Source organism: Gabonibacter chumensis, from assembly GCF_024741215.1.
Lineage (GTDB): Bacteria > Bacteroidota > Bacteroidia > Bacteroidales > Marinifilaceae > Gabonibacter > Gabonibacter massiliensis.
In genome coordinates, this window is the sequence record NZ_JANSKB010000001.1 from 314175 (window position 1) to 336361 (window position 22187).

Below are 22187 nucleotides of genomic sequence, written 5' to 3' on the forward strand. Positions count from 1 at the left end.
AAATGCATGGAAGGGATTGGGGAGATCGAATTGAACTCCGTATTACAATACAAAAAAAACGGTCAATTTTAACCGTTTTTATAAGTGGGTGGAAGATGGGGCTCGAACCCACGACCTTCGGAACCACAATCCGACGCTCTAACCGACTGAGCTACATCCACCATTTTGCTTTTGCGCTGCAAAGATAAAATAACTTTTTTTCTCTACAAAGAAAAGCATCTAAATTTTCAAAGCTTAAACTTGATTTTCCCCCGCTTTATCTCGTTTGCCACATAGCATAGCTGTTCGTACCACTCCGTTCCATACTTCTCAATCAAAGCATCTTTTAGAAAAATGTAAAGAGGAATACCTTTTTTTTCTCCCTTTATTTTCGCCCCCGCACAAATCTTCCATTCATCGTAATTAACTGCTTGATACGAGGGGTATCTGGTGATTCTAACCGGATACAAATGACAGGAAATAGGTTTGCGGAAAGTACTTTTCCCTTCCGTCCAGGCTTTCTCAATAGCACACCAACAACTTCCGTTTTCTTCAATAGCATAGGCACACTCCCTTCCATGAATCAAAGGCGTACCCAAATCGCCTTCCACATCAATGACAGCCCATCCCTGCTCTTCGACAGCCTGTATCCCCTCCGGTTTCATGTATAATTTAATGTTCCCGTAATTCTCCCGTATGTATTTCTCCTCTTCTTCTTCCAAAGGTGCCCCGGCATCGCCTTCAACACAACAAATACCTTTGCAAACCGATAAATCACAACAAAACTCTTTTTTGATCACGTCCAAGCTGACAATCGTATCCCCTATCTGTATCATGCAATTGAAAATTGAAATAAAACGGGCAAATTTAGTCATTTCTCATTACCCGACAATTTCCCGACCAATAAATCCATACGCCAAACCCGCAATTACAGGTTAGCGAAACCGGATCATTAAATCGAATCTCTCAATTGTAAGTTGCAGATCGAATCCATTTTCGATTTACAATTTACGATTGAGTTTCGATATCACCTTCTTTAAATCGTCCATCATTTTAATCCCCCACTCATTGTAAATTTTAGACTGTAGATTTTTTTAATTTACAATTTAAAATCTACAATCATCAATCACTCAATCACTCAATCACCTAATCCCCCAATCTCTTAATCTCTTAATCTCCTAATCACTTAATCTCCTAATCACTTAATCACTCAATCACCTAATCTCCCTAATCACTTAATCACTTAATCTCCTCAATCCTTTTATCTGATAATCCACGGCTAAACAACACATCCTCCCCGGGGATATTCAGACCAACAATGGTTTTCCTGTCATTTCCGGCGGGATAGGTAATCCCATAATAGTTAAAACCGTCGGAGCGACATCGGCTAAAACTCCATCCCGGAGATGATCACATTTAGAGTCCGTCACCCAGATACAAGGAACCGGATTCAGCGAATGGGCCGTATTGGGAGATCCGTCTTCATTCACCGCATTGTCCGCATTTCCATGATCGGCAATGATCAATACATCGTATCCGTTTTCCCGAGCTGCTGCCACCGTCTTTCCGACGCATTCGTCAACCGTCGCGACAGCTTTCTGAATAGCTTCATAAACACCCGTATGCCCTACCATATCCCCGTTAGCGTAATTCAAACAAATAAAATCCGCCTCCTTTCGTTTCAACTCTTCCACTATTTTTTCAGTCACGATCGGGGCCGACATTTCCGGTTGCAAATCATAAGTAGCAACCTTGGGAGAAGGGACCAGTATCCGTTTTTCTCCGGCAAAAGGCTCCTCGCGTCCCCCGTTCAAAAAGAAGGTAACATGGGCATATTTTTCCGTTTCAGCAATACGCAACTGTTTCAAACCTAAAGACGCGACATACTCCCCAATGGTATTCACCACGTTCTCTTTATCAAAAAGAATATGCAATCCCTGAAACTTAGCATCGTAAGGAGTCATGCAACAATAATACAAAGGAATGGTTTTCATCCCGAAATCAGGCTTGTCTTCCTGTGTCAACACAACCGTCAATTCTTTAGCCCGGTCATTTCGGAAATTAAAAAAGATAACCATATCTCCTTCCCGAATAGTCCCTATCGGATTCCCGTTTTCATCTACCCTGACAATCGGTTTTATAAACTCATCCGTTATCCCTCCCTCATAGGATGCCTGTACCGCCGCAATGACATCCGTTGCCGGCGTTCCCTTACCTCTTACCAAAAGATCGTAAGCCTCACGAATCCGTTCCCAACGAGCATCCCGATCCATAGCGTAATAACGACCGATCACGGAAGCTATCTTTCCGGTAGATTCAGCCATTTGCGCCTCCAGGAGTTGCAAAAATTCCTTTCCACCACGAGGATCCGTATCCCTGCCATCCATAAAACAATGCACGAAAGTATCTTCAATACCGTATTCCTTTGACAGCTCACAAAGGGCAAATACATGATCCAAAGAACTATGCACACCGCCCTGGGAAGCCAACCCCATAAAATGAACCCGTTTACCGTTCTCTTTAGCATAGATGAAAGCTTTTACAATTTCCGGATTTCGAGCAATGGAATGATCCCGGCAAGCCCGGTTAATTTTCACCAAATCCTGATACACTACCCGACCGGCTCCAATATTCAGATGTCCCACTTCCGAATTTCCCATTTGTCCGTCCGGCAACCCGACATTCTCACCGCTGGTATACAACAAAGAGCGGGGATTATTATTGGCCAAAGCCGTAATACAAGGAGTCGGGGTACTCCCTATTGCATCCGAATGATCATGTTTACCGATTCCCCAACCATCCAAAATCATCAATAATACCTTTTTCATATCTATTTTTTTATCGTTTCCTTATTTTTTCGATGCAAAGTTAATCTTTATTATGAAGTTTAATTCACTCTATTCAAGTAAAATCCACGAAAACGTTTGCCTCTTGTCCGAGAGATAAATTCATGCTTAAAAAAATATTTTTTATTTTTATAGTACCATGTATTGCATAATACTATTTTTTATTCATATCTTTGCCATACACAAAAACAAATACGCAGGACATGAACATTGAAAACACACAAGCTCAAATGCGAAAAGGAATCCTGGAGTATTGCATTTTGTTGATTATCTCACAAAAAGACGTATACGTCCCTGATATTATCAACAAATTAAAAGAGTCCAGGATGATCGTTGTCGAGGGAACAATCTATCCCTTATTGACAAGGTTAAAAAACACAGGCCTCCTATCCTATCGATGGGAAGAATCTTTACAAGGGCCTCCTCGGAAATATTATAGCATTACCGAATCAGGACGTCTTTTTTTAAAAGAGTTGGAAAACTCTTGGGAAGAGTTAACCTCTGCTGTAAATCATATTAAAGAAAATCACAACGCTTAATCCTATTACCATGAAAAAAACATATACCATAAATCTGAGCGGAAAGGTTTTTCATATCGATGAAGATGCTTTTGAAAAACTTCAGGATTATATCAATACACTCAAGAATCATTACATAAAGGAAGAAGACGGGACCGAAATCATGTATGATATCGAAAGCCGTATTGCCGAACTTTTCATGCAATATCAAAAAGAAAACTTCCGGGAATCCATCGTTTTGGAAGACGTCGAGAAAGCAATCACGACCATGGGGAAACCGGCTGACATTATAGACGACGAGGAAGAAACAGAAGAATCCAAAGGGAAACCCACACATAAACTGTACCGGGATCCGGATCACATGGTATTGGGTGGCGTCGCCTCGGGTTTGGCTTCCTATTGGGGAATTTCCATGATACTTATACGTATCTGCTTTATCCTTTTTTCTCTATATTACGGCATTTTCATTTTAGTATATATCGTACTCTGGACCGTTATTCCCAAAGCCAAGAACTCCAGAGAAAAATTAGAAATGAAAGGTAAAAATATCAACATCCCCAACATCGAACGTTCGGTAAAAGAAGAATATCAGGAAATAAAAATATCTCCGATACATCGGTTTTTCAAAAGGATAGGAGAGCTCATAGGTAGATTTTTCGGCGGGATAAGGAAAGCCTTTGCTTTTCTTTTCGGTTTATCTGTTCTCTTATTCGGTATCGTATCGCTCTTTACATTCATATCGATATTATTTTTACCCAACTTAATGCCGTGGGCGGAAGCGTACGAAGAAGCCATCTGCATGGTTTCTCCTTTTCATCTTTCCATCCTTAAAATCTGCTTTTTCTTCCTAACCGTTATACCCTGTTTATTCATCATTTTTCTGGCACTTAAAATATTGATCTCTTTCGAAAGTAACAATAGAACTATTCTGTTACCGGCCGGAGTAATATGGTTAGTCTGCTTATTTCTACTGCTCATTGTCGGATTATCGGAAGCACAGAATTACACGCAACGAACAATAAGAACCAACACCTCAACGCTTCTCAGTCCGTTGTCGAATAAAATCGTCATAGATCTCAACAATCGCTACAATACAGGTTATAATACTAATAGATATCGATCGATTTTTAGAGTCCGAGATAAAAAAGCATCCTTTTTGGTCTCTCCGGTAAAATTTTCCATCTTCGCATCAAAAGACGTCGAGGAACCCCAAATATTTTTCAATCGGAATACCAATGCCTCGGACTATCTTAACGCGGAAGATAAAGGTATCCGAATCAACTGGGAGTTGAAGAACGATACCCTACGAATGGACAATTATTTCAAAATCGAAGGTCCGTGGAGGGGACAAGAGCTGGATATCAGAATTCTCTTACCCAGTCATTGCAAAATAGAATTTACGGAAAACGTACCCAGAGATCTAAAATTTTATTATCTCGAAGGCCAGATAAAAGAATACTGATAATTGGTTTTTAGTTAAATACTTCTCTATTGATTGACGAAAAGGGCGTTGCAGCGCCCTTTTCTTATTCATTTCCGACCGATCTTCCCCAACAACTCCTCCACAGCTTTTTCCAACTGTTCATCCTTTCCCGAAACGACCTTTTCCGGAGAGTTCGCCACCTTCACATCCGGTTCCAATTGTTTGTTTTCCAAATAAGAACCGTCTGCCAGACGATATCCGACAATAGGGATACCGAAAACCAACGTCGGATCTTGTAAGCGCTCCCAGGAAACGCTTGTCATGGTACCCGGAACAGGCATCCCGATTAACTTTCCTATATTTTTATATTTATAGACCCAAGGGGTTCCGTGCGCATTCGAATAATTGGCTTCGCCTATAATCATAACGGATGGTTTGTTCCAACGACGGCTGGGCATATCACAGGCTTCCCGTCCCCTGACAACCTGAGTAAAATACCTTTCTCCGCTAAACAACACCTCAATGTCCTCGTGTAAACGTCCTCCGCCATTGAAGCGAGTATCAATAACAATTCCTTCCCGATCATTGTATTTCCCCAATATATCGGAATAAATCGAACGGAAACTCGGATCGCTCATGCTTGCGATATGCACATACCCCAACCGGCCGCTGGAAAGACGATCGACCTCCGCCGCTCTCTGTTTAACCCAACGTCTGTATAACAGCTGCCGCATACTGCTTTTAGAGATCGGTTTGATGACCTCTTCCCAACGCTCTTTCGATTCCGGATTATAGAATGAGAATAACGTTTTCTCACCTCTCTTTTTATTTAACATCGGAAAATAGTCCATCCCGATTTCGATTTTTTGTCCGTCAATCTTTTCCAAGATGTCTCCGGCCCGTACCTTCGACCGGGCGTTATCGAAAGGTCCCTTTTCCAATATTTCCGTAACGATCAAACCCGGCCGACGCTTATTCCATTCAAACAACAACCCCGTCTCGGCGGTTTCGTCTCCTCTCTCTTCCGGATAAAAACGACCGCCAGTATGGGACACATTCAATTCACCGAGCAGTTCACTCAACAACTCCGAAAAATCATAGTTATTGTTGATATACGGTAAAAATTTTTCATAATCCTTCGTCACGGCCGGCCAATCCACCCCATGCATATCTTTATCATAGAAACGCTTGGCCTCCTGGCGACGCACCCGGTCAAACATATAAGCCCTCTCGGCTACTTTATCCAATTCCATCGTGGCCCTATACACGACAGATGTTTGCTTATCGGATTGCAGATTAATCTTCTGCATATTCCGACTACCTAATAAAAAGAGATTGTTACCCGATTTATCCAGCACTAAAGAACCCCAGTTCCCGTTCAACTTATGCATCAGACGAGTATTTTTACTACGCAGATTCATCTCCCATAAACCGAGACCGCCCTCAAAAGAAGCCAGATAATACAGTTTCTCCCCTTCCCGGCTCAAAACGGCATCTCCCAATTCAGAAGAGCTCGGAGTCAATCGTACGATCCGATCTTCTATCCCTTTCAACTCCACGACAATCGCTTCCCGTTGTTGTTTCTCCTCTTTTTTCTCCTCCTTATAAGCCGATTTTTCCTCTTGCTTCAGCAACTCGTAATCCTCTTTACTCAACCTAAACCTATCGTAGGCATCCTGATTTAAAAAAACGATCATCACGTCTTCCAAAGAGCCCCACGAAGCATGATTCCTCATCCCGTAACGTTCACTCGAAAACAGTATCGCATTTCCATCCAACACCCACCGGGGATTACCATTCGAATAGCCGCTACGGGTCAAATTGATAATTTGCCCTCCTCCAGCCGCACTAACGATCCCGATATCCCCATAAGGATCATGTTTGTTTCCAATAAATTCCAAGGCGAACCATTTACCATCCGGAGACCATTTATAAGTGAAACCGTCTCCTGTTCGATAATGCATACTTCCATCGGTAATTTGCCGAACTTTCTTATTTTGCAGATCGACTACCATCAATTTATTACGATCCTCTATAAAAGCCAACTCTTTACCGTCCGGAGAAAATTGAGGGGCAAAACGTTCGACGGAAGAGGCGGGTAATACGGCTTCTTCATCGATCAACGTGGCATTCGGAAAATTAATCTCCTCTTTTCGGGCCATCTTTGCCGTATAGATATTCCAATTTCCATCGCGTTCGCTCGCGTAGGCCAATGTCCGGTTATCGGGAGCAAAACTCAACCATTTCTCCTGTTCCGGAGTCTCGGTAACCTGCTTTGTCGTCACGTAATCCGTAGATGTAACGAACACCTCTCCGCGTAAAATCAAAGCAATCTGCTTCCCGTCAGGTGAGACTTCGGCATCCGTCGCACCCGAAGTAAAAAGAAGCTCCTCTTTGTCATCAATGGCCTGATCTCCGCGTATTTCAACCGCAACTTTTTTAGGTTTCGACATCTCGTCTTTTGTATAAATCTCTCCGTCATACCCAAAACATAAGCGTCCGGTATTAGCAATACTCAAAAAACGCACGGGATGATTTTTAAACGAAGTGACGGGAACGACCCGATCCGGGGCGGTCAGGTTAAACGAATAGACATTGAAAGAACCTCCGCGTTCACTTAAAAAGTAAACTTTTTCGTCTCCCGGGGCGAAAACAGGATTTCGATCCTCTCCCTGCCAACCGACCAGGTTCGTGTGTTTCTTACTTTTTATATCATAGAGATAAATATCCCGAGTGACCGAAGAGGTATGATGTTTACGCCACTCATTCTCTCCACCCTTCTTATCATGATACAGAAATTGTTTACCTGATTTGGAAAAACAAATGCTTTCCGCGGGCGTTCCCAACATCTGTCGGGGCCTTCCTCCATTGACAGAAACCGCATAAAGTTCCGTTAAAGCCGGGGAAGGGAATAAAGCGCTTTCAGCCGGATCCTGTATCTGAGCCCCATAAACAATTTCTTTTCCATCAGGAGTAAAAGCATACGGAATCTCCTTACCCGAATAAGTGGTTAACCGTTTAGGAGTTCCTCCCTCTGCAAGCACAATGAATATATCCAGATTCCCGTAACGATCACTCGCAAAAGCGATGTATTTACCGTCAGGAGACCAGATCGGATAAGTTTCATACCCGGGATTCGTCGTTAATTGCTCAGCTCGCCCTCCATCTGCAGAAACTTTATAAATATCTCCCTTGTAACTGAATACAATTTGCTTACCATCCGGAGAGATACTCGGATAACGCATCCAAAGGGGACCCGCCGATAACACTCCCCAAATAAAACATAAAACAAGTGTCAAATACAATTTACTCATCGTTCTTTATTTTAGTATTATACCAAACGTAAAACAGAAGCCTCCTCTGACCATCTGAAGTGCTCCCAATCAGCTCCTTGCACAAGAGCCAATCCAGTTCTCAAATCACATCTTTTATCATATATATCAACCATACACGATAACAAATCATCCCCGGGACACCAATCCCGTTTATCACTCATTAAAAACCCAGCAACAATCATTCCCCCATAAAATTCCAAACCGGGAATCTCACGAATAAAACCTCCCGTGTTTACCACGTCTACAACATTCTGACCATCAATAACAACATATCCATTCCTCACCAAAGGATAACCCGGCAAGAAAATATAATTAGCCGCAATTTTTCTCATTATTTATTTAATCGATAGAGTTCCTTATTACGCTCTTCTTCTTTCGGAGTTTGATACAGTTTAAATATACCCGTATTCCAAACCTTTCCGTTCCATTCTTTTTCTCCCTTTTTTGTCTCTTCCCCAGCCAGAATACGGATGCGAAGTCTGTTATAGGTAGAATCGGCCACGTAATAAGACCACTTATAATCTCGTTTAATCGAATCCATCACCACCCACGTATCACTGATCTTCAGCGTATCATTCCGATCCGAAAGCAAATAAGAAAGGATTTTATTACTTCTTTTCCTGTCCCGGTGTTCAAATTTCAGACTTGTCTCAAAAGTATACATTCCGGGAGCAATACTATCCAATTCGATCTCGACATACGGATTCTGTCTATCTAACGCAACCGTATCCCTCATAACAATCTCTTTCATCCAATTCCCGGCACACAATAAACCAATGAATTCATCTTCAAACCGAACAGAATCACAATCCAAAGTATCGAATACCCACATTTTATAACCCGGCATTAAATTTAAGGAGTCCTGACCTGTCAATTGCTTATAAATACGCGTTTTCTCCGTTAACCTGCGATTCAAAGAATCAATAACGACATCGTATATTTTAGTAAAGAGAGTCGTTTTAGCCGAATAATAATGGACGCATGAGTCAAACTCCGCCCGCGTGATTCCATACTTCTCGAATAAATCATTATAATACATGTATTTTTTCCGGTCATCTCCACGGTCGTTTCCCTCCTCCTCCATCCATACCAGGAGAGCTCCGTCCACCATATGCATATCGATCAACAATGACGTGAATTTTTTTCTGTCTAAAGGGACTTTTTCCGAACAGGCCGTCATACAGGTTACTATCAATATAATCCACAATACATTTTTCATACGCTATACCTTATCTTTAGGTTTTGACTCCCCGCGATCCTCCCATTTTTCTTTTATCAATTGATTAAATTTCGAAGTAAACAAAAATTCGTTCAAAGCTTTGTTAGTAGCATTCATTATCTCCGCGTTATCGCCCTCCCACTCTTTTTTCCCTTCATGAATGAATAGAATGTTCTCGCCTATTTCAAACACGGAATTCATATCATGAGTATTAATAATCGTCGTCATTTGATATTCGTGAGTCAATTCCGATAGCAAATTATCGATAACAATAGAAGTTAAGGGATCCAAACCCGAGTTGGGCTCATCACAAAACAAATACTTCGGCTGCATGACAATCGCCCGGGCAATAGCAACCCTTTTTTTCATTCCTCCGCTTATCTCTGCCGGATACAATTTCCCCACGTTATCCAAGTTAACGCGGTTCAAACAAAACAAGGCTCGTTCCTCTTTTTCCTTCTCACTCATACGAGAAAAAAGATTCAACGGAAATTTTACATTTTCCAAAACGGAAAGAGAATCGAACAGGGCTCCCCCCTGAAATACGACCCCCAATTCCTCTCTGATCTTCTTTACCTGTTTCGTATCCATAGAGGTAATATCACGATCGTCATACAGGATCCGGCCGGAATCGATCGGATGTAAACCGATCAAAGACTTTAACAATACCGTTTTACCGGAACCGCTTTTCCCAATAATCAAATTGACCTTCCCCTCTTCAAAAACGGCATTGATATCCGACAATACAACTTTCTTATCAAATGATTTATATACATGTTCGACCCGAATCATTACAATAAGATTTTAGTTAATATCAAATTAAAGACTAATATCGCAATACTGCTATCCACAACGGCTTTCGTGCTTGCACGTCCGACTTCCAAAGCCCCTCCCTGAACATTATAACCGTAAAATGCAGGAATAGAAGTAAAAATAACCGCAAAAAACAGGGTTTTTATAATCGAATAAGTCACATAATACGGGTTAAACGAAAAATGCAACCCATGAATATAATCATCATAATTCACGACTCCCGACGCCAACCCGGAAAGGATTCCACCGATAATACCGACGAACACGCTAAACACGTATAAGATCGGATTGATAACCAAAGCGGCCGCAATCTTAGGACCGACCAAATAAGAAACGGAATTTACCCCCATGGATTCCAGCGCTTCTATCTGTTCCGTAATCTTCATACTACCGATTTCCGAAGCAATATTGCTACCGATCTTTCCTGCCAGAATCAAACTTACAATGGTCGAAGAAAACTCCAACAACAACGTTTCACGCGTCAAATAACCGATCAAATAACGGGGCAAAAGCGGGCTTGACATATTATATGCCGTTTGTAACGTCAATACAGCCCCAATAAAAAAGGAAATAATCATTACCAACACGATCGAGTTCAATCCCAATTTTTCAAATTCATTGAGCAACTCCTTCAAATAAACTCGTTTTTTTTCAGGCTTTGTGAATATTTTCCCCAGAAATAGTATATAAGCTCCTAACCGATCTAAAATTTTCATCAATACTAACTTCTTTATTAATACCCGTCTCCAATCCTTTCTCCAAATTTTATCGTAAAAATAGAAATTATTCACGGATTTATTACTAATTTCGACAACAATAAGAGGAATTTAATTTCAAAACCACGATTGAATATGAATAAAAACTCGTACTGCGTAATCATGGCAGGTGGACTCGGAAAACGATTCTGGCCAGTCAGCAACAAGGCTTGTCCAAAACAGTTTTGCGACATCATGAATACAGGTAAAAGTTTTCTGAGACAAACTTTTGAACGAGCAAATCAAATTTTCGACCTACAGAATATCATTATCGTTACAGGAACGGCCTACGAGGGCATCACAAAAGAACAAATACCGGAAATTCCGACCGAAAATATTTTAAAAGAGCCTTTCGGCAAAAACACCGCCCCCTGCATAGCCTATGCCGCCTATAAGATCGCGAGAACAAACCCCGAAGCCTCGATGGTCGTCGTCCCCTCCGACCATTTTATATTCAACGACAAAGAATACATCGACAACATCACGAAGGGCTTGGATTTTGTCGAGCAATACGGAGGATTGCTTACCATCGGAATAAAACCGACCCGACCGGAAACCGGTTACGGATATATCCAAATCAAAAAAAACAGAATCACGGAATACGTTTCCAAAGTCAAGACTTTCACGGAAAAACCGGATAAAGAATTAGCAAAAGTATTTATGGAGTCAGGTGATTTCCTTTGGAATGCGGGTATTTTTATTTGGAAAGTAAAAGAAATTATCAACGAATTTAAAAATCATTTGGAAGATCTTTACCTTCTGTTCGAGAATGAATATAAAAATGCTGAAAATCCTGATTTTGCCGAAAACATATCTCATATTTACAGCCAAAGTCCAAATGTATCCATCGACTTCGGCATCATGGAAAAATCCTCTAAAGTTTATGTGATCAAAGGTGAATTTGGCTGGTCGGACGTCGGAACATGGCACTCGTTTCACGAAATAAGTCCCAAGGACGAGAATCAAAATGTAAGTAATAATGGAAACGTACTTTTTATCGACTCCAAGGAGTGTATCGTGTGCGTTCCTCACCAGAAAAAAGTAATTGTAGAGGGTATTGATAATTGCATCATCGCGGAACAAAACGATTACCTTATGATTTGTACCCGGGAGCATGAAAACAACATCAGACACTTTGAAGATATGTTGAAACAAAAAGGAGCTTTCAAATAAAGCTCCTTTTCATATCATAACTTTAACCTCTTCAATACGTGCACTTTTTACCTGCAATATCTCAAAAGTAATTCCCTCAACGACAACTTGTTCTCCTTCCTTCGGAATATCTTCATTATAATACAATATCAATCCGGCCAATGTTTCGTATTCTTCATTTTCAGGAAGATCCAGATTGTATTTCTCGTTCAGATAATCGACCTCCAGACGGCCGGAAAAAAGATATTCGTTAGGTGCCAGCACCTCTTCCTTCAGGTTTAGATGATCATGTTCGTCCTCGATCTCCCCGAAAATCTCCTCCATAATATCCTCTATCGTCACCATCCCCGCCGTTACTCCGAACTCATCGACCACGGCAGCTACACTTTTTTGTTCTTTCGTGAAAAGATTCAACAAACGTAAAGCCGACATGGTTTCCGGGACGATCAAAATCTTACTGACAGCCTTAACAATCGTTTCCGGATGATGAAAAAGAGCCGATGAATGTACATACCCTATAACATTATCTATACTATCCTTATAAATCAAAATACGAGAAAAACCCGTCTGCACGAAGAGATCTCTCAATTCATCCAAACTTCCGTCCAACGGTAAGGCCACGATATCCGTACGGGGAACCATACATTCCCTTAACTTTACTTCGGAAAAATCCAACGCATTCCGGAACAACTTTATATCATGTTCATCTTCGTTTAACGTTCCCGAAGCCTCTCCTTCCTCTATCAGGTTATTCAAATCAATCTTTCCAAAAGCTCGATCTTCCTCCTTGTGCGCCAATTTCTTTCCCGTGAAAACCCGCAACAACAATCCCCCGAACCAAACGGAAAAATAGGATATAGGAAAAAATAAGATGTAAAATAAAAAGACAGGTACGGCAAAAATACGTAAAAATAAATTGGGACGTAACCTGAAGATGACCTTAGGCAAGAACTCCGCAACTGCCAACATGATCAACGTCGAAATTAACGTGACGGCAAACATTCGAAATCCTAAAGAGATGCCTATTTGCTCCAAACGGGGATCCAAATAATCCGACATGAAAATACCGTAAATAACCATGACCACGTTATTTCCGACCAAAATCGTGGTAATATACATTCCGGAATTAGACACAAACAAATCGATGAGCGTTTGGGTAATCCCCTTATTCGATTTGTCAATCTCGATACGTAATTTATTGGATGCCACGAAGGCTATTTCCATCCCGGAGAAAAAAGCGGACAGTAGCAAACAAGTTATTATGGCAACAAAAACGGTCATTTAGTTTGATTTTCTGATTCGGCTATTTTACCCGTAACATTCTTAAATTGTGGATTATTCAATTGCTGATCCGACTCAAATCCGTTATTTCCCTCTATCATCTGTTCCCCGGATGTAAAACGTGTGTATCGATCGGTATAAAGAAACTCTTTCTTCATATCCCAATACAACAACTCCGTTTCCAATTTTTTCCCCTCGGAATTCACTACAACTACTTCGTTACGAATTTCCCACAACATCTCATCTTCTAATTTTTTCGCGTATTTCGACACCAAGGAACCCACTTCGTTTCCCTCTTTATCATACAATATAGCGTGTATACCTTTCGGAAATTCATCGTATTTCTGTCCTTCTTTATTGTATTTATCATACTCGGGTGTTATCACTTTATATTTAATGCGGGCAGAGTCCGAATAGAGCAATGTAAGATTTTCTCCCGACATTTCGGGTCTATCAGTCCGACTTACAATCCGATCGATCTCTTTTTGGTCTGTTTTACAAGAAAAAAGCATTACCGTCCCTAAAATAAGGACGGTAATGCTTTGTATTTTCCATTCATGATGAAACAAAACCACACTATTCTTTATTAAATCTTGCGACCGTACTTTCATTTATCCAACCTCCGATTTTAACCGTGTCCCCAGCCTTTATAGAGTTGAAAAAAGCCTCTCCAGAGGTAGGGAAATAAACCGAATAGGTTTTTATCAACTCATCCGCCTCTGTCAAAACCTCAGGATCCACTTGCTTGGCTTTAATAAATTTATCTACTGCAGCCCAAAAAACGGTATGCTGTTCAAAATCATCCTGACTATAACCTTTACTTCCGAAAACATAGGCTTTTCCTATAAGAATATATGCCTTTCCGGAATTCGGGTTTATCTTCAACACTTCCTGAGCGTATTTTTTGGCTTGAGGAAAATTCTTTGTCGTTAAATAAAGCTGGGACAACATCATGTAAATATTCTCCTTCTCTTCGACATTCTCGGCTTTATCTATCGCCTCTTTAAAATATCGTTCGGCCTTCTCTATATCGCGCTTGCCCAAAAACATAACGGCCAAACCATAAGCCGCATCGGAAGAGGGCTCTAACTGATATATTGTCTCGGCAACGGTTGTATAGATCGGAAGATCCGTACACTCCCGTCTTCTCAACAGAGAAGAAATACTCTTCAATTCGTCCAAATTGGTTTTATTCGCTTCATATCTCGCCGTCAACAAACCAGCTAAAGTTTCACAATTCGCTAAACCGGAAGCAAAGAAGAAGGCATCTAAGTTTTTTTGACATCTCTCGAAATTCTCCCCGATTCTTCCGCCTCCCAAAATGTTCTCCTTAGCAAGCCGAGACAAATCGTCATACAAGTGCAACACCTCATCGGCCGAAAGTTGCTCCTCCTTAGCCAGTTCACAAGCCGTACACATCAACCGATCAACGACATCCGGAAGAGAAGCGTTTCCTTTCATCTCCACGGATTTCAGCAAATAATTATACGCTTGCTTCCTGTTTTCCACTCCCTGATCTCCATAGCGAAGCAAAGCCAAACCTTTACGTCCTAAAATATATCCTTCTCCCGCTTTGGGATCGTCCCCGAAATACTTTATACGTTGATCGTAAATCATCATCAATGTATCCAGATACTCTTTCTTTTGAGTACTTTTATACATATATTCTATAATATCTTCTCCCCGCACGTAAGTATTCTGTTGAAATGCCGGAGCATTAAGAAACACGTATCTCCAGGCAGGCAACGCCTCCTTGAAATTCTTCTGTCTCCATAATTCCGTATAAATTGAAGCATTATACAACGTTTGTATACTATCTTTCCCAAATTTCGATTCATTTTGGGCTTTTAAACCGCCAACGGTAAGTATACATATCCCAAACGCTAATACAGCAATTCTTTTCATATGATCCCTCTATTTTTAAGTTTAAATTAAGAAACAATTCGCTTTTATATTTCCCTAAATAATTTCATCCCGGGCAAATTTACCATTATTTTTTTTAAAAGTAAAGGCTTCAACGACTTTTTCTATAGGCACATTTTAATTATTATCTCCTCTTTTGAAATTCTAACATTTGATTTAATCCCACAATTACTAATTTTTCATCAAAAAAAACTTCCCGTTTTAAAGACTTTTTTAAGAAATGACTGGCTCCTCCCGTAAGGATAACTATTGCTTCCGGATTCTCTCGACGCAATTCATCTATATAACCACGTACTTCAAAAAGTATACCATTCATGACCCCGTCCAATATGGCCCCCGGAGTATCTTTTCCTATATATTCATACGTATCGGACCCTTCGACCAAAGGAAGGCTTAACGTGAATTCATTCAACGCACGAAAACGGATTTGCATGCCCGGGGAAATATTACCCCCCAGAAACACACCTTCCCCATTCATAAAGTCGAAAGTAATGGCCGTTCCCATATCGATAACCAATATATCTTTACCCGGAAATAAAAAAGCGGCGGCAACGCATCCGGCAATACGATCTATTCCCAACGTTTGAGGAGTATCATATCCTAAACGGATGGGCAACGACATGAGCGGGTTAGCTTCACAAAAAAAAGTTGCGATATCGCTTAGACAAGCTCTTAATCCTGTCGATATCGCCCCGGTGCTGGCCATAATTACATTAACCTCTTCTCCCCTCTTCCGCCAGCAGAGGGCTTTCTCGTACAATTCAGGGACTCCTGTCCCACTCTCGACAAAAAGATCATCTTCGAATACGGCATATTTGGTCCGCGTATTTCCTATGTCAACAACCAGATTCATTTCATATTAATTTTTCTCTGTAAATTCTTCCATGGCCTTTGTTATTCCGGATACCCGTCCAATATTTTCAATCCCCGTAAACACGAGGGTCAATTTATCGTTTCGTTCACTCATTTTACAAGGAATAACCTGTTTTTGCACAAACTTCAAAACGGCCGTAAAAATAGCAGAAGCGTAATAAGAAGAATGCTGATCGCCGATAAAATAAGCCACCATCTTACCGTTTTTTACCAATAAACGTTCTATTCCCAAGTTCACGCACCTTCTCCGGATTCGGACCACCTCCATCAAAGCCTCAACCTGTACCGGAATCTCTCCGAAACGATCCCGCAATTCAATTTCAAATCGCTGTAACGTATTCTCATCCGTGATATTATCCAATTCCCTGTACAAACGAATCCGTTCACTTACATTCTCCACGTAAGCTTCAGGAATCAGAATCTCAAAATCCGTATCGATAACACAATCTACCGAAAAATACTCGTTATTTTCCGATTTTCTTTCCTCCAATTCCGGAAATTCTTCATCCCTCAACTCCAACAAAGCCTCATTCAATATCCGCTGATAGGTCTCGTAACCGATCTCGGCAATAAATCCGGACTGTTCTCCACCTAAAATATTGCCGGCACCGCGAATATCCAAATCTTGCATCGCAATATTAAAACCACTCCCGAGTCCGCTATAATCCTCTATCGCTTTCAAGCGTCGTCTGGCATCTTGATTGATCAATTCCAACGGAGGTGTCAACAAATAACAGAATGCCTTCCGGTTAGAACGCCCCACCCGTCCCCTCAATTGATGCAAATCACTCAATCCGTAATTTTGCGCCTGATTGATAATCATAGTGTTGGCATTCGGAATATCCAAACCGGATTCCACAATAGTCGTAGCTATCAATACATCATAATCTCCCCGTATAAAATCATGCATCACGGTTTCCAAATCCTCTCCGTTCATCTGTCCGTGGGCCACACAGCTCCTCACTCCCGGAATCAGACGATGAATCAGGTATTGTATCTCCCGAATATTTTCCACCCGGTTATGAATGAAAAACACCTGTCCGCCACGTGCCAGTTCATAAGAGATCGCCTCTTTTATAACTTTTTCATCAAAACGATGCAATTCGGTAACAATAGGATAGCGATTGGGAGGCGGCGTCCGGATAATCGACATATCTCTTGCTCCCATCAAAGAGAATTGCAAGGTCCGGGGAATTGGCGTTGCCGTCATGGTAATCGTATCGACATTCAATTTCAAATGTTTCAGCCTCTCTTTTACGGCCACTCCGAATTTCTGCTCTTCATCAATAATCAATAGCCCCAAATCCTTAAAATGCACATCGGAGCTCGTTAAACGATGAGTCCCGATGATAATATCTACTTTCCCCTCGCTTAACTCTCTCAGTACCCGTTTTATGTCGGAACTTTTTTTCATTCTACTGATATACTCCACCCGACAAGGCATCCCCGCAAGCCTTTTGATAAAAGTATTATAGTGCTGATAAGCTAAAACCGTAGTAGGTACCAAAACGGCCACCTGCTTACTATCCGCGACGGCTTTAAAAGCAGCTCTTATCGCCACCTCCGTCTTTCCGAAGCCGACATCTCCACACACCAACCGATCCATCACGTGCGGATTTTCCATATCTTCTTTTACGGCCTGAATCGCCTTCATCTGATCGGGGGTCTCCTCGTACATAAAGGAAGCTTCCATCTCTTCTTGCAAATAACTATCCTTAGAATAGGCAAAGGCCGATTCTTTACGACGTTTGGCATACAACGCTATCAGCTCCCGGGCAATATCTTTCACCCTGGATTTCGTTTTCTGCTTCAAACGGTTCCAAGCATCTCCCCCCAATTTATTGACAACCGGAGGAACACCGTCCTTTCCCTTATACTTAGAGATCTTATGTAAAGCGTGAAGGCTGACATACAATTCCGAATTATTTTTATAGACTAAACGTATGGCCTCCTGTTCACGGCCGTCGTTATTAATCTTGACCAATCCGCCGAACCGACCGATCCCATGATCCACATGAACGACATAATCACCGGGATGTAAATTTTGCAATTCACTAATCGTAATAGATTCCCTCCCTTTTCTTATCTGTGTCGTTTTCAATCGATACTTATGATAACGATCAAAAATCTGGTGCTCCGTATATAGGCAAATCCTCAATTGTACGTCACAAAACCCCTCGTGCATAGTCCCCTCCACGGACTTAAAATTTACGATATATCCCTTGTCCGAAAAAATATCCCGTAACCGTTGAAGCTGCATTTCATTATTTGAACAAACGCAAAGCGTATATCCCTCTCGTTGTTTACTTTGCAAATGTTCCGCCAACAAATCGAATTGCTTGTTTACTGCCGGTTGTAATTCAGTCTCCATTCTCAGAACCTGCCCCCGAAAATAAAGATCCGATCCCCATTCAACGACCGGACACTTCCCGACCATTTGCAGGAGATCATCGGCAACAACCAACAAATCACCCGGATCATCCTGTTTTAATGTATTCAAACGATCACGGATCAAAAAAGTGTTTTTTAACCACCAAATCACTCCTTTCCCGAGGAATTCGGCCAACGTCCCGGATTTGCCGCCATCTACGGTCTCACTTAAATCCGGCACGAGTACGATGCGTTCTATTTGTTGTTCCGAAAGTTGGGTCTCCACGTCAAAATAACGAATACTCTCTACCTCGTCCCCGAAAAAATCCAAACGTACAGGACGCTCTTCCGCGAAAGAATAGATATCGACAATACTCCCCCGTATTGAAAATTGTCCGGGTTCATATACAAAATCACTCCTTTCAAAATCATATTCCGAAAGCAGGTCTTCCAGAAAAGAGATCGACAACTTATCTCCCTTAGACACAGGCATCGACATATCGGCTAAAACCTCTTTATTCACTACCTTTTCAGCCAATGCCTCCGTGTAAGTCACCACCCAACCGACCTGCTTATCCACCAACGCGTTCAACACCTCCGTCCGCACCAGAATCGAATCATTATCCTTATCCTCAAAATTACCGGAACGACGATAGGAAGCAGGCAAAAAACGAAGTTTTTCTTCCCCCAAAAGAAATAACAGATCATTATAAAAATAGGCCGCCTCTTCCTTATCATTCAATACGAACAATTGTACTCCATCGCTCTCTTTTCCAAGAACAGCCGCAATAAAAGAGAGTACCGAACCGACTCCATTTTCTATTTTCAATTTCACATCCGGACATCCATTCAAAGATTTTCGAATTTCGTCCACAACAGGATGTTTTTGAAATAACTGTAATAATTCTCTCGCTTCCAACATTATTTATTTTGAAAAGAGAGGGTGTTCCCATTCGTCAGGATGCACCCTCTCTCGTTTTTTCAAAAGATGTCTCAAAAATTTTCAAGAACGATCCTCTCGCCCAAAGCCTCCCTCCTCTCAATTAATTCCTTGGCATAGAGTCACGTGAAAAACTATTCTCGGACAATCTCATTTTACAGGATCAACATGGCATCCCCATAAGTTCCGAATCTATATTTTTCTTTAACAGCTTGATTATAAGCTTCCATAACAAAATCATAACCTCCGAAAGCTGCCACCATCATCAGTAAGGTCGAATAGGGCAGATGAAAATTAGATACAAAAGCATCGGGTACACTAAAATCATAAGGAGGAAAAATAAATTTATTCGTCCATCCGTCAAATTCCGTCAAACGGCCCTTTGTCGTAACACAGCTTTCCAACGTTCTAACGACAGTAGTACCCACCGCACAAACCTTATGTTTTTCATCCTTGGCATCATTCACTATTTTCACCGTCTCGGACCCCACGATAATCTGTTCGGAATCCATCTTATGTTTTGTCAAATCCTCCACATCAACTTCTCGGAAATTCCCTAATCCGACATGCAGAGTGATATAAGCGAAATCGATTCCTTTGATCTCCATACGCTTCATCAACTCCCGGCTAAAATGCATCCCGGCTGTAGGAGCAGCGACTGCTCCCTCTTTTTTCGCAAAAATAGTCTGATAACGTACCGCATCTTCCGGTTCTACCTTTCGGGTGATAAAACGAGGTAACGGAGTCTCTCCTAAAGCATACAGTTCCTTCTTAAATTCATCATACTCCCCATCAAACAAAAAACGTAACGTTCTTCCGCGGGAAGTCGTATTATCGATTACCTCGGCAACCATACTGTCATCTTCCCCGAAATACAATTTATTCCCGATCCGGATTTTACGAGCAGGGTCTACCAAAACATCCCAAATTCGAAGATCCCGATTCAACTCTCTCAGCAAAAACACTTCGATCTCGGCTCCGGTTTTCTCCTTATTCCCATACAACCTCGCAGGAAAAACCTTTGTATCGTTGAACACAAAAACATCTTTTTCTTCAAAATAATCAATAACATCCTTGAATACTTTATGTTCAATCTTTCCTGTTTTTCTATCCAATACCATTAACCTACTCTCGTCCCGATTCTGCATGGGATGTAATGCTATTAATTCCGTAGGCAACTTGTATTTAAATTTCGATAGTTTCATATGAGCAAACTAATTTATTATTTATCAAATTTTGAAAATCACAGCATTTCCTGCAAAGTTTCAACTACTTCATTCATTTTACAAGCATCTTCCACTTTAAATCCGCCCACCCGGCTTCGCCGTAAAGCAGAAAGATACGAACCGCTTCCACAGGCCTGTCCTAAATCATGTGCCAACGAACGGATATATGTTCCTTTACTACACACGATTCTTAACTCAACCACGGGAAGTTCCATTTTCACAATCTCAATCTCCCGAATCGTCACCCGACGACTCTTCATCTCCACCTCGTCACCCTTACGAGCCTTCTCGTAAGCACGAACCCCATCTACTCGTACAGCGGAGAAAATCGGGGGATATTGCTCAATCTCACCGACAAAACGAGTAATGATCTCTTCCATCAACATACGATTCACATGCTCATACGTAAAGGTTCCGTTAAAAGATGTCTCCAAATCGTAAGAAGGAGTCGTATGTCCGAAAGTTATCTCCGCGATATACTCTTTCTCTTCTCCCATGTATCTTTCAATCTCCTTCGTCTCCTTTCCCACGCATACGATCACGACCCCACTCGCCAACGGATCCAATGTCCCCGCATGCCCTACCTTTATCTTTCCGAATTTCTTTTTCAAACAGATCCGAACCTTATTCACCACGTCAAAAGAGGTCCAACGCAAAGGCTTGTCGATCACGATTACAGCTCCCGCCTGAAAATCTCCTTCTTCTCGAAATCGAATCTTACTCCAAACTTCTGTCATCCCAACACAATTGTCAATATTCCCACAATAGCACAATAAAAGGCGAACCAAATCAATTTCCCTCTTTTCACAATGCTTATCATCCACTTACAAGCGATACATCCGGAAACAAAAGCAGCGATAAACCCGATAATCAAAGATACAACGGGTACACCGTCGCCGGAAGAAAAATCCCCCTTTACTAAATCCAGCATAGCTTCTCCCAAAATGGGTATCAAAACCATCAAAAAAGAAAATTTGGCGACAATCTCTTTTTTATTCCCCAACAATATACCCGTCGCTATCGTCGAGCCGGAACGGGATAATCCAGGCAATACGGCACACGCTTGCGCCAAACCTATAACAAAAGCGTCCTTATAAGAGACATCGGCTTTCTCCCGAGGTTTGGCATAGTAGGCAAAAGTCAACAGCAATGCGGTCACTAACAACATACAACCCACGATCAACAAGCCCGAACCGAATATCTCTTCTACATAATCTTTAAAACAAAACCCCACAATCGCCACCGGAATCATCGATATAAATATTTTCAACACGTAAGCCATCTCGTCATTATACCTGAAACTAAAAAATCCCCGGAACAAAACAGAAACCTCTTTCCACAAGATCACAATCGTACTGCATACGGTCGCCGCATGAACCGCAACGGCAAACGTCAGATTCTTTTCAGCCTCAACACCGAATAATGCACCAAAAATTTGTAAATGTCCGGAACTGCTTACAGGTAAAAATTCTGTTAATCCTTGAATTATACCGAGCGCCAATGCTTCAAACCACTCCATAAATTTATATTAAAT

Annotated in this window: 18 protein-coding genes and 1 tRNA gene; 3 read left to right on the plus strand and 16 right to left on the minus strand. The window is 41.4% G+C overall.

Annotation, left to right across the window (positions count from 1 at the left end):
• Positions 1–86: 86 nt before the first annotated feature.
• From NVS78_RS01335 to gpmI, 3 genes are all read right to left on the minus strand, one after another.
• Positions 87–162, minus strand: a tRNA-His gene (locus tag NVS78_RS01335).
• A 65-nt stretch (positions 163–227) separates the two neighbouring features.
• Positions 228–815: a DUF3109 family protein gene (locus tag NVS78_RS01340; protein ID WP_286357591.1), complete on the minus strand. Its 588-nt coding sequence runs from the start codon at positions 813–815 to the stop codon at positions 228–230.
• Positions 816–1286: 471 nt separating this feature from the next.
• The gene (gpmI, locus tag NVS78_RS01345) at positions 1287–2807 is read right to left on the minus strand and encodes a 2,3-bisphosphoglycerate-independent phosphoglycerate mutase (RefSeq protein WP_286357592.1); all 1521 of its coding nucleotides are present in this window, start codon (positions 2805–2807) and stop codon (positions 1287–1289) included.
• Positions 2808–3028: 221 nt separating this feature from the next.
• On the opposite strand from gpmI, the gene NVS78_RS01350 reads away from it, so the two are divergent.
• On the plus strand, positions 3029–3364 hold the full coding sequence (locus NVS78_RS01350) for a PadR family transcriptional regulator (RefSeq protein ID WP_041502741.1): 336 nt from the start codon (positions 3029–3031) through the stop codon (positions 3362–3364).
• 10 nt (positions 3365–3374) lie between these two features.
• A complete protein-coding gene (locus NVS78_RS01355) occupies positions 3375–4805 on the plus strand; it encodes a PspC domain-containing protein (protein WP_286357593.1) in 1431 nt (476 codons plus the stop codon).
• 68 nt (positions 4806–4873) lie between these two features.
• Here NVS78_RS01355 and NVS78_RS01360 read toward each other — a convergent pair whose 3' ends face one another.
• The 5 genes from NVS78_RS01360 to NVS78_RS01380 are packed head-to-tail and all read right to left on the minus strand — an operon-like array spanning position 4874 to position 10849.
• Positions 4874–8080: a S41 family peptidase gene (locus tag NVS78_RS01360; protein ID WP_286357594.1), complete on the minus strand. Its 3207-nt coding sequence runs from the start codon at positions 8078–8080 to the stop codon at positions 4874–4876.
• Between the two features lie 17 nt (positions 8081–8097).
• On the minus strand, positions 8098–8433 hold the full coding sequence (locus NVS78_RS01365; RefSeq protein WP_286357595.1) for a hypothetical protein: 336 nt from the start codon (positions 8431–8433) through the stop codon (positions 8098–8100).
• Entirely contained in the window at positions 8433–9320 is an 888-nt protein-coding gene (locus NVS78_RS01370) for a DUF4296 domain-containing protein (protein WP_286357596.1), read from the minus strand. The genes NVS78_RS01365 and NVS78_RS01370 overlap by 1 nt, the downstream gene beginning before the upstream one ends.
• Positions 9321–9323: 3 nt before the next feature.
• The gene (locus NVS78_RS01375) at positions 9324–10112 is read right to left on the minus strand and encodes an ABC transporter ATP-binding protein (RefSeq protein WP_286357597.1); all 789 of its coding nucleotides are present in this window, start codon (positions 10110–10112) and stop codon (positions 9324–9326) included.
• Positions 10112–10849 carry an MlaE family ABC transporter permease gene (locus NVS78_RS01380; protein ID WP_286357598.1) on the minus strand — a complete coding sequence of 246 codons (738 nt, stop codon included), beginning with the start codon at positions 10847–10849 and terminating at the stop codon, positions 10112–10114. Before NVS78_RS01380 ends, NVS78_RS01375 begins: the two co-directional genes overlap by 1 nt.
• A gap of 135 nt (positions 10850–10984) precedes the next feature.
• Here NVS78_RS01380 and NVS78_RS01385 point away from each other — a divergent pair, with 135 nt between their 5' ends.
• On the plus strand, positions 10985–12061 hold the full coding sequence (locus NVS78_RS01385; RefSeq protein ID WP_286357599.1) for a mannose-1-phosphate guanylyltransferase: 1077 nt from the start codon (positions 10985–10987) through the stop codon (positions 12059–12061).
• 9 nt (positions 12062–12070) lie between these two features.
• Here the strand turns inward: NVS78_RS01385 and NVS78_RS01390 are convergent, their stop codons facing one another.
• The 8 genes from NVS78_RS01390 to NVS78_RS01425 all read right to left on the minus strand — a co-directional run bounded on the left by NVS78_RS01390 (position 12071) and on the right by NVS78_RS01425 (position 22172).
• Complete coding sequence (locus NVS78_RS01390) at positions 12071–13321, minus strand: hemolysin family protein (RefSeq protein WP_286357600.1); 1251 nt, start codon at positions 13319–13321, stop codon at positions 12071–12073.
• A complete protein-coding gene (lptC, locus tag NVS78_RS01395) occupies positions 13318–13932 on the minus strand; it encodes an LPS export ABC transporter periplasmic protein LptC (RefSeq protein WP_286357601.1) in 615 nt (204 codons plus the stop codon). The genes NVS78_RS01390 and lptC overlap by 4 nt, the downstream gene beginning before the upstream one ends.
• Positions 13898–15226, minus strand: a complete 1329-nt coding sequence (locus NVS78_RS01400) for a tetratricopeptide repeat protein (RefSeq protein WP_286357602.1) — start codon at positions 15224–15226, stop codon at positions 13898–13900. Before NVS78_RS01400 ends, lptC begins: the two co-directional genes overlap by 35 nt.
• 142 nt (positions 15227–15368) lie before the next feature.
• The gene (locus NVS78_RS01405; protein ID WP_286357603.1) at positions 15369–16097 is read right to left on the minus strand and encodes a type III pantothenate kinase; all 729 of its coding nucleotides are present in this window, start codon (positions 16095–16097) and stop codon (positions 15369–15371) included.
• A gap of 6 nt (positions 16098–16103) precedes the next feature.
• The gene (mfd, locus tag NVS78_RS01410; RefSeq protein WP_286357604.1) at positions 16104–19361 is read right to left on the minus strand and encodes a transcription-repair coupling factor; all 3258 of its coding nucleotides are present in this window, start codon (positions 19359–19361) and stop codon (positions 16104–16106) included.
• Between the two features lie 221 nt (positions 19362–19582).
• Complete coding sequence (gene queA / locus NVS78_RS01415) at positions 19583–20632, minus strand: tRNA preQ1(34) S-adenosylmethionine ribosyltransferase-isomerase QueA (protein WP_041502731.1); 1050 nt, start codon at positions 20630–20632, stop codon at positions 19583–19585.
• A 38-nt stretch (positions 20633–20670) separates the two neighbouring features.
• Complete coding sequence (gene truB / locus NVS78_RS01420) at positions 20671–21390, minus strand: tRNA pseudouridine(55) synthase TruB (RefSeq protein ID WP_286357605.1); 720 nt, start codon at positions 21388–21390, stop codon at positions 20671–20673.
• Positions 21387–22172 carry an undecaprenyl-diphosphate phosphatase gene (locus tag NVS78_RS01425; RefSeq protein WP_286357606.1) on the minus strand — a complete coding sequence of 262 codons (786 nt, stop codon included), beginning with the start codon at positions 22170–22172 and terminating at the stop codon, positions 21387–21389. Before NVS78_RS01425 ends, truB begins: the two co-directional genes overlap by 4 nt.
• Positions 22173–22187 lie beyond the last annotated feature (15 nt).